Origin of the sequence: Gordonia sp. (in: high G+C Gram-positive bacteria) (genome assembly GCF_049299075.1) — a bacterium.
Lineage (GTDB): Bacteria > Actinomycetota > Actinomycetes > Mycobacteriales > Mycobacteriaceae > Gordonia.
The window spans coordinates 1-9,189 of sequence record NZ_JBAQWU010000236.1 but is presented as its reverse complement, the minus strand read 5'-3'; the positions used below and the strand labels follow the sequence as shown (position 1 = coordinate 9,189).

The following is a 9,189-nucleotide window of genomic DNA, read 5'->3' as shown; positions in this document are numbered from 1 at the left end:
CGCGACTCATGTCGTTTCCGGGGGTTCGCGGTCGTTTTGATCGGTGGCTGGTAGTCGCGTGTGGGGTCGACGAGGTGGCGGGCGATGTGTTCGCCGGTGTCGGCGTGTGAGGTGATGACCTCGTTGTCGCGGATCAGCATGAGGACTGGTTTGCCGATGTTGGCCCGTCCCATGCCGAGGTGTCGGAGGCGGCCGGCGTAGCGCAGGGTGACTTTTCCGTCTTGGTCGATCCGGTCGGTGCGGGTGCGCCATTCGGGTTCGATCACGGTGTGCCCGGTGGCCTTCTCGCGGGCGGTGTAGGCCTGCTCGGGGGTGCGACGGTTGACCGAGCGGTGTGGGCGTTCGGTGTTGTACCAGTGCCGGAACTGGTCGAGGTGTTCTTGGAGATCGGCGACGGTGTCAGGTCGGGGGTGCGCGCGGAGCCATCGTTTGAGTGTCTGGTGGAATCGTTCGATCTTTCCTTGTGTCTGCGGATGTGAGGGGGCGCCGTTCCTCTGCTCGATTCGGTGGGCTTGGAGGAGTTTCTCGAAGCCGTTGCGGCCGCCTTTGCGCCCGGCCAGGCGGGCGGTGAAAACCAGTCCGTTGTCGGTCAGGGTCGACGCTGGTGGCCCGTAGGTGATCCATCCCGGCGTTTCCGGAGAGTTCAGATTGTGAGTGCCTCCTCCGGATTGAGGGTGGCTTTCCGGGCGTAGTGCAGACGTTCGGCGACCTCTGGGGTGAGGTTGTCGCAGTGGGTGCGGGTTCTTGTTTTGCCGCTAGCGTCGAGTGTTCGGGCCAGGGAGCTACTTGGTCTCGTTCGGATGCTTGGTGTGCACTTGCTCCAGGAACACTGTGTGGTCCTGCACGTAGAACCAGATGCGAGCGTCCCCCTTGACTGTCGGCTTGTGTTGCCAGCGGTCATGGGTCTGCCCGTTCCGCCTGACCCGTGCGAGACCGCCGCGGAGCGGGTAGTTTGTCGGAGTTTCTCTAGTCGGCGTGCGGGTGAGGAAATCCCAGGCGTCGGCGAGTGGGCCGTTAATCGTCGCTGCGAGGTCCCTCCATCCTTTCTTGGCACCAGCTGACGCGAATTTGATCGCGTACTCGGACTTCTTCGTTGGCCGAGGAACAGTCTCGTCCTTCCCCACGACTATGGACGCTCGACAGTGGCGGCATCGTCGTCCTCGAGCCACTCAACATCAGCCTGGCCGAGGCCAGCGGCCAGTGCGGTTGCCGTCTCGCGCCACGAGGTCAGCTCTGCGAGTACGCGATGTGGCTGGTCGGTGAAAAACGAGGCACGGGCGGCGTCGACGAGGTCCTGTGCGCAGGTCTCCCGATCCTCCGCCGACAGTGCCAGCATCCACGGAAACGCGTTCGCCATCCGGTCGACGAGTGGTCCGTTGTTGTTTACGGCCACGCCAATCAACTGTGCCGCGAATTCCAGCATGCGGTTGCGACTCTCAAGGTGGCGCCGAGACATCAGCACGAGGTCCTCGCCGTCGCGCCGAGTAACGGTCACCGGGTGGTCCTCGGCCTCAGTGAAGACCTCTGCGGAGTGCTTACTCAAGTCCGAGGAGCGACGTGTGGTGGTGCGGAACGCTGCTGTGGCCATGCGCCAATCGTATTCGGAACGTGTTCGGAAGTCCATCGTCTCCTTGTCGTATCGAATGGCGCTAGGCTGCTGCGTAACAGTCTGTAGGCAGACTGTGTAGTCGTCTCTGACGCGCCAATAACGAAACATGGCGTGGCCCCGCCGCCGGGTTCCGCGACGCACGTCGATTTATCGGGGCACTCTTCTTGAAACCGAGCATGGGTGAAACCGTCGGGGGTTCAGATCCCTCCGCTTCCGCAGCAGGCCGGGGAGCGCCCGGGTGGCCCGGAGTTTTATCTGGGCCATTGCGTGGGCGCACCAGGTCTTCCGGTGCTACAGATCCCAGAAGTACCTGCTCGTCGGAACCAGATCGAGGCCGTCGGCGGCGCCGAACCGGGCCACGCTGGCCATCAGCTCGTCGATACGGCGCGCCAGTTCCGCATCGTCGCCCCGGCTGCCGTAGAACGCGTGCGGGTCGGTCATGCCGGCCATCGGAAAGTGCTCTTCGACGATCCCGGCGACCTCCGGCGCCCCCTCGGTCAGGACCTCGTCGACGATGTTCTGCACGTACGCCGAGGTGTTCTGCGTGCGGATCGCCACCGCCGTGTGGTGGAGCATCCAGTAGTCCAGGTACTCCGCTCGCGACATGGCTTCCGGCCGCCGCAGCAGCGCCATATTCGCCAGGAGCGGGGCCCGTTCGCCGTCGGGCACCGGCGCCGGATCGAGTCGGACGATCTCGGTGACCCGGTAGGCGTGCGGGCGCGTTCCGGTGGCTTCGGCGACGGTGTCGACGATGAGTTCCGGCGCGTCATCAGTCCAGACCGACACGACCGCGGACAGGGGCTCGGCCGCGGGCAGGCGCATCGCCGGTGCGACCGCCGCATCGTCGACGTTGATCTGTACGGCCGTGGCACCGGCCACTTTCAGGGCGTGCCGCAACTCCGCGGTCAGCAGGGCCGCCGTCGCTTCGCTGCCAGCGGTGGTCAGCATCAATTTGGTCGTCACCGGGCCAGCATAGGTGCCTCCGCTAACGGCGCAGGCCCTTGCCGTGGCTGAAGTCGGCGGAGCGGCCGGCCATCTGCATGGCGTGCCAGCTCTCCCGGTGGCGGCACATCACCCGCTCATGCCAACGCGAGAACGGCGGGCAGATCCGCCGGAGCGTTTCGGTCGCGGCCACCAGCGGCAGGCGCGCCACAATCAGCAGCAGACCGGGCAGCGGGCTGGGCATATCGTATTTGCGGCGGGTCCACGGGAACATGTACATGCTCGAGTAGGCGGCGTACATGGCCGCGTTGTATTTGCCGCGCAGCTTCGCCAGCCCGGTCGCGCCCGTCACCTGGAAGGCGGCCGGGAAGGACTCGATGAGCTCGGCGCCGTCGGCCCCGGCGTCGTAGCTGCGGGTCATGTTGACGAAGGCCAGCAGCCGCAGCGCCTCGCTGATGTTCGCCGGATACCATTGGGTGCGCACACCGAGGAGATGACCGAGGTAGCGCTGATAGTGCAGCAGCGCCCGGATCTCCTTTGGTGTGGTCTGCACGCCGGTGAGCCAGAGCGCCAGCGCCGGGACCACACTGCCGCCCATCAGGGTGAGCAGCTGATAGGACTGGCTGATCGGCTCGCCCCAGCGCTCGCGATCCCACTCCGGGTGTTCGGCGACGGTGCGGCGCACCCACACGTGCATGACGCGCACGCGCATGGCGGTGGCTCGCCCGGTCGAGCCGGGGGTGAGCAGCGCGCCGGGCTGCGAGACGTCGATCCAGAAGCGGGCGGTCTCCAGGAATCGGCGCAGCGCGTTATCGCCGGCGTAGCCGCCAGCCAGGGACAGGGGTTTGGCGACGGCCGCTTCGGTATACATCTCCAGCGTCTCGCCGCCGGCAACGCTGAACAGGGCGGTGCCCCAGCGGCGCCAGATCTGCTCGCCTTCGGCGACGAGTTCCGGATCCACCCAGTCGGGGACGGTCTCGAACTCGTCGAACAGTGCGACCATCGCCGCCGGCGGATCTTCGACGCTGGTGAGCCCGTCGGTCAATGCTTGGTCGAGCAGAGCTCGGGCCTGCTCGCCGCCGAGGCTGCCGTAGACCTCGGCGACGAACCGCTCGGCGACCGCATCGGTGGTGAACATCTCGGCGGCGAAGGAGGCCAGGTGCTCGGGTTCGGGGAAAAGATCCTTCCCGGTGACTTTTCGGACGGCAGTGCGGGCCCGCCGCACCCACGGGCTCGCGACGGCTTTGTCGTGGGTGACGGCGGACGGAAATCCGGCGTTCGCGGTCACGGTTGGGCTGTTGGACACGGCGCCTCCTTGGGGTTGAGACGAATTGTACAGATCATCTCAACGGGACGGGCGGACTTGGCATGCGGCGCCGGAATGATGAGCATTGACGTGAGCCACATCACCTTCTAAGGTGTGACATCAATCGAAAAATGTATGACGTAATTCTTTATGGAGGTGGCCGTGCGACTCGGTGAGCGGGCAGTGGTGATGGGCGGAAGCATTGCAGGAATGTGTGCTGCGGGGGTGCTGGCGGCCTACTTCGACGAGGTGCTGGTCCTGGAACGGGACGTGATCGGCGAGCAGGCCGAACACCGGCGCGGAGTGCCGCAGAGCAAACACCCGCACTTCCTGCTCAACTCCGGTCGTCGCGCCATGGACCAGATATTTCCGGGCTTCGAGGCGGCGCTGATCGATGCGGGCGCGCTGCACATGATGCCGTCGCAGGCGGCCGCGCACTGCGAGGGTGCGGGGTGGATTCCGCGAGGTGAATCCACCATGACGATGGTCTACGCGTCGCGGCTGCTGATCGAGCGGACGCTGCGCGACAAACTCGCCGAGGTACCGAATGTGCGAGTGATCGAAGGCGCCAGCGTCGCCGGCCTGCAGACCGACGGGGATGGCGCCACCGGCGGCCGGGTCACCGGGATCTGGGCGACCGGCGTCGACGGTGCCCGTGAGAAGGCCCTGGTACCGGCCGATCTGGTGATCGACGCCCTTGGGCGCGGGTCCAAGGTGGCCGATTGGTTGTCCAAGGCGGGCTGGCCGGAGGTGCCGATCCAGTCGCTGGATGCCGGCGTCACCTACACCTCGCGCTGGTACCAGATGCCGACGGAACTGCCGGCCGACTGGTGGTGGGCGCAGATGTCGGTGATGCCCACCTCGGACACCACGCCGCATCCGATCGAACACGACTTTCTGTGCCAGATCTTCCCGATTGAAGACGGACGAGTCCTGGTCACCCTGGGCTCGTGGGGCCACCCGATGCCGCGCACCGACGCCGATTTCGGCGCGGCGGTGCACCGCGTGCGGGCCCCAGCCTTTGGGCGCGCCGTGGACCTGTGTACGCCGATATCTGAGGTCTTCGTCACCAAGTCGACCGGGAATCGACGGCGCCGGTACGACGACCTGGACAACCCGCCCGCCGGCCTGGTGGTGATCGGCGATGCGATCTGCGGCTTCAACCCGTTCTACGCGCAGGGTATGAGTTCGGCCGGAAAATCGGCGCTCCTGCTCGATACCCACCTGGCCGCCGCCGGGCACGATGGCACCGGACTTGATGGTGCATTCACCGCGGACTTCTTTGCCGCGCAACGGGTGCTGCTCGATGACATCTGGACCCTCGCTCTGGCCCGGGATCAGGGCTACGCGAATGCCGAAGGCACCGAGATTGCGCCGCGGTGGCGGCAACGATTGGCCTACCGGGCATCGTGGCCGATTTTCAACCACATCTCGGCCACCACCCGGGAAGACAAAGCCGTGGAGAAGCACTTCACCGCCGTCTTCAACCTCGACGAGTCGGTGACCGACATGGTCAAGAGCCCTCGCGTGCTGGCTGGTTTCGCCTGGTACGGGGTCAAGCGGCTCGTCCGGCGCACCACCCTCCCGATGGGATTCGACGCCCAGCAGAATCCGCCGTCGGACATCTGGCGGGACGGCCAGCCGCAGCCGGGCGGCCGTGTGCAGGTGCTTGACCGATGACGGCGATCTGCGAGCCGAGTACCCCGGCGTGGGTGATCACTCGCTACTTGGGTTTCCTCTGCGAGGACGCCAACCCAGTGGTGACGCTGCGCAACCCGGTGAACCTGGAGAACTGGACGTTGCCGGTCCTGGAAGCCACCATCATCATCGGTGCCATCCTCGCGCTGATCCATGCGATTCGGCGCTGGCGCGACGACGGTGACCCCACCAACCTGGCGCTGTGGCTCGGTGCCCTGGTGTACCTGTTCATCATCGAGCCGCCCCTGTACTTCCCGGAATGGTTCGGCATGCAAGACGCGATGGGCTTCATGTTTGCCCACAACGTCTTCACCGTCGAGTTCATGTACGACCGGCTGCCGCTCTACATCATCTGCTTCTATCCGGCGATGAGCCAGGTCGCCTATGAGATCGTGCGGGCGCTCGGCTTCTTCGACGGCACCCGCTACTCGGCCCTGCGTGGTGCCCTCGTGGTGGCACTGGTCTACCAGGTATTTTACGAGATCTTCGATCAACTTGGCCCGCAGTTGCGCTGGTGGGCGTGGAACGTCGACGAGCCCTTCTACGACGCACCAGCCGGGGTGCTGGGCAATCCGTCGGCGGTCCCGCTCCTAGATGCGGTGCCGTGGAGCAGCGTCTGGCTCTTCGCCACCGTCTCATTCGCCGCCCTCACCTTCTTCATTGTCCGGTGGGTGAAGAACCCGACCGAACGCGGACAGGAGGTCCGCGGCTGGTCGCTCACCTGGCGCATTCTGGCCGCCGGGGCGATCGCCGTGGTCTCGATGCCGCTGCTGTCGATCACCACCGCCATTTTCGGTCGCGGACCCGACGCGAACCAGCAGGCGCAGACCATCGTCTTCGCGATTCAGGTCTTCGCCATCTGGGTGATCGGTGGCTGGCTGCTGCTGCGGCAGTGGCGGCGCCAGCGCGCCGGTGCGATACCGTCCGGGCTCCCCGCGCAGCAGGCGGCACCCTTCCTGCGGGTCTTCCCGGTCCTCTATCTGGTGGTGCTGGCGGTGCTGTGGGCGGTGGCCCTCCCCGCCTATTTCGCGGCCACCGACGGGGTCACCGGGGCGGCTGCGGCCCCGACCGGCGGTACGCCGATCGGCAACCTGGCCTATGTGATCGCCTGCTTCATCGTCGCAGTCACCGTGCTTACCGCCGCTCTGCGGCAGGCTCGCCGGCCCCGGGCGGCCGTCGCCGAACCGGCCTCGGATGCTGTGAGAGCATGAGTCGGTGCGGACTCGTGGCTGGCAAGGGGACCTCCCGCAGGATGCGGACGAGGCGCGTGCTCGGATCCTGACTGCGGCGACGCGGTGCGTCGAACGCTACGGGTTGGCCAAAACGCGGCTTGTCGACGTCGCCAGCGAGGCCGGGGTCACCCGGCAGACGGTCTACCGCTATTTTTCTTCGGTCGACGAGATGCTCACCGCGGTGGCCGCGGCCGGTGCGGTGGACTTCCTCGACCGAATGGCTGCGGCCCTGGGACAGGTCCGCACCGCCGAAGATGCCGTCACCGAGACCATCATCTACTGTCTGTGCGTGTTGCCCGACGAGCCTGCGCTCGGGGTGATGCTGCGGGCCGGCGAGACCGAGTTCTTCACGCGGGAGGCCACCTCCTCGGGTGCGGTGGCGCTCGGTGCGGAGATGCTGCGCCGACTACCGGTGGACTGGGCTGCCGAGGGTTACGACGCCGCGGCGCTCGATGGACTGGCCGAGGTGGTAATGCGGGTGTGGCTCAGTTTTCAGCAGTACCCCAACCATCCGCCGCGAACCCCCGACGAGCTGCGCGCCTTTCTCCGCACCTGGGTGGTGCCGCGGCGGTAAGCGGCTCACCGGCGCTGGAGGCTAGTCAGCGGGCTGGTCAGCAGGCCGGCGGGCGAGAGCACCAGCCGATCCCGGCTGACCTGCGCGCTGACCTCAAAGATGTCCTTGCCCGCGAGATTCCTCTTCATGAAGCCGCGCAACTCGGCTGATTGCGCCGGGTGTGCGCCGCGCAGGTCCAGGGCGCCGTCCATGGTGCGCGGCTCAGCGTCGAGCCCAGCCCCGCGCGGCAAGAAGCGCAATCCGTCAGTGGTGTGCAGCTTCACCGGGTAGGCGCGGCCGGTGGGGGAGGTGAGCACCATCGGATGGGTGGTCTGCGCCCAGTCAAAGTCGGTGGCCGAGATCTTCCAGCCGTCCGGTAACGCGCCGGCGAAGTTCACCCCGGTCGGTGGGGCCAGCGTCAACGACGACTGGTCGGTACTCGGATCGCCGGTCAGCACCCGGCCGGACAGCGAGTCCCCGGTCGCCGTGAACGTCCAGGCCGTGGCCGAGAGTCGTTTGTGCCAGAAACCTGTCCGGCCATTACGGCGTCCCTCGACGCGCAGTTCGCGATCTTCCACCGCGGGACCAACATCGTGGATGGAGATGCGGGTGGTCACCTCACCGGGGATCTTCGGCTGGTGCGTCCAATCCTTGGCGGGCAGCGCGACCGGAGTGGTGCGCGGATCGAACCTCTCCTGTAACTGCGAGGTGGACTGCTGGCCCTCGATGCCGCGGCGCTGCCAGGTGTAACGATGCGGAATGTGGTTGGAGCCGGCGAAGTCCAAGTCGTAGGCGCGGGTGTACATGTCGCCGTAGCGGTTCATCACAAAGGTGACCGAGCCGGAGCTGGAGATCGACTCGGAGATGAACCGGCCGCCGAGCGGGCCGCCGATTTCATAGCTGTAGTCGGCGGGCAGCCACGGGTCGAGGAAGACGATGCGCGAGCCGTCCCCGGTGAGGGCGACCATCTGCACCAGACCGGCGGTCAGCGGATGGGTGTTGCCGGCCGGATCGGTGAAGCTGTGCGAGATCCGGTGACTCAGCGACCACGTGTGGTCCTTGCTCGGGTCTGCAGGCACTTGCAGTCCAGGCCACAACCAGATCGGTCCACCCCACAGTCGTGTCCAATTCCAGGTGGCCGGTGCGGCCAGCAGGTTGTCCAGGGAGTACATCCACCCGTGCTTGTCCAGGGCGACGAGCATGTTGTTGTTCACCGAGACGGCGGCGATCTTGCCATCCAGGCAGCTCGGGGTGTTGACCTTGCGCCACGGGCCCGAGGAGTTGCGGGCGCGAGCGTAGAGCGAGCCATTGCGCAGGGCGATCTCGACGAAGCTGTTAAACCCGGCGGTCCCGTCGCGCAGGTGGACCGCAGCCGGCAGGCCCTTGCCGGATCGGGCTGGCGGCAGCACGTCGAACACCCGCGGGCTTTTGTCGCCAGGGAGTGGGGTCACGATGCCGGGCAGTGGCGGAATCAGCTGATTGGTACCGATCGGCGGGACACACGCGAGGGGCTGTGTCCGGTCGGCATGGGCGGGCGCGGCGGCCAGCCCGAGGGCCACCACGGCGGCGAGAGCGGCCGCTCCTGCGGCGGGGGCGATACGTCCGAACACGGGGGGCTCCCAGGGTTTTCGATGTCGGTGAGGTGACGAGTGTCTCTCGGCTGAGCATTGCACACCTTGATCGCCAGTCGGGCACGCAGGCCTATCTGCCGTCGGCGGCACGATCGTGTTCGGCGATCCGCACCAGATCGCGCGCCGGGCCGGTCAGTTGTTGTGGCGGCTGCCAGACCGCGCGCAGATCACGACTCACCCGCAGGCCGGGGACATCCACGATCTGGGCGGTACCGGCC

Annotated in this window: 8 protein-coding genes and 2 pseudogenes; 3 read left to right on the top strand and 7 right to left on the bottom strand. The window is 66.7% G+C overall.

The window, feature by feature from the left end; genetic code table 11:
• From WAW85_RS07455 to WAW85_RS07430, 6 genes and pseudogenes are all read right to left on the bottom strand, one after another.
• Window positions 1-266: pseudogene (locus tag WAW85_RS07455) on the bottom strand (IS481 family transposase); the annotation flags it as partial.
• A gap of 54 nt (window positions 267-320) precedes the next feature.
• Window positions 321-503: pseudogene (locus WAW85_RS07450) on the bottom strand (integrase core domain-containing protein); the annotation flags it as partial.
• 279 nt (window positions 504-782) lie between these two features.
• Window positions 783-1,130 (bottom strand): hypothetical protein, encoded by a 348-nt coding sequence (locus WAW85_RS07445; protein WP_422558992.1) that lies wholly within the window; start codon window positions 1,128-1,130, stop codon window positions 783-785.
• Window positions 1,127-1,588, bottom strand: coding sequence for a prevent-host-death protein (locus WAW85_RS07440; RefSeq protein ID WP_422558991.1), 462 nt, complete (start codon window positions 1,586-1,588; stop codon window positions 1,127-1,129). Before WAW85_RS07440 ends, WAW85_RS07445 begins: the two co-directional genes overlap by 4 nt.
• Before the next feature lie 312 nt (window positions 1,589-1,900).
• Window positions 1,901-2,572 (bottom strand): hypothetical protein, encoded by a 672-nt coding sequence (locus WAW85_RS07435; RefSeq protein WP_422558990.1) that lies wholly within the window; start codon window positions 2,570-2,572, stop codon window positions 1,901-1,903.
• 22 nt (window positions 2,573-2,594) lie between these two features.
• A complete protein-coding gene (locus WAW85_RS07430) occupies window positions 2,595-3,857 on the bottom strand; it encodes an oxygenase MpaB family protein (RefSeq protein ID WP_422558989.1) in 1,263 nt (420 codons plus the stop codon).
• 162 nt (window positions 3,858-4,019) lie between these two features.
• Between WAW85_RS07430 and WAW85_RS07425 the strand changes: the two genes are divergently transcribed.
• The 3 genes from WAW85_RS07425 to WAW85_RS07415 are packed head-to-tail and all read left to right on the top strand — an operon-like array spanning window position 4,020 to window position 7,361.
• A complete protein-coding gene (locus WAW85_RS07425; RefSeq protein WP_422558988.1) occupies window positions 4,020-5,537 on the top strand; it encodes an FAD-dependent oxidoreductase in 1,518 nt (505 codons plus the stop codon).
• Window positions 5,534-6,766: a hypothetical protein gene (locus tag WAW85_RS07420; protein WP_422558987.1), complete on the top strand. Its 1,233-nt coding sequence runs from the start codon at window positions 5,534-5,536 to the stop codon at window positions 6,764-6,766. Before WAW85_RS07425 ends, WAW85_RS07420 begins: the two co-directional genes overlap by 4 nt.
• Before the next feature lie 4 nt (window positions 6,767-6,770).
• Window positions 6,771-7,361 carry a TetR/AcrR family transcriptional regulator gene (locus WAW85_RS07415; protein ID WP_422558986.1) on the top strand — a complete coding sequence of 197 codons (591 nt, stop codon included), beginning with the start codon at window positions 6,771-6,773 and terminating at the stop codon, window positions 7,359-7,361.
• Between the two features lie 5 nt (window positions 7,362-7,366).
• Here the strand turns inward: WAW85_RS07415 and WAW85_RS07410 are convergent, their stop codons facing one another.
• Entirely contained in the window at window positions 7,367-8,950 is a 1,584-nt protein-coding gene (locus WAW85_RS07410) for a hypothetical protein (RefSeq protein WP_422558985.1), read from the bottom strand.
• Window positions 8,951-9,189: the final 239 nt, after the last annotated feature.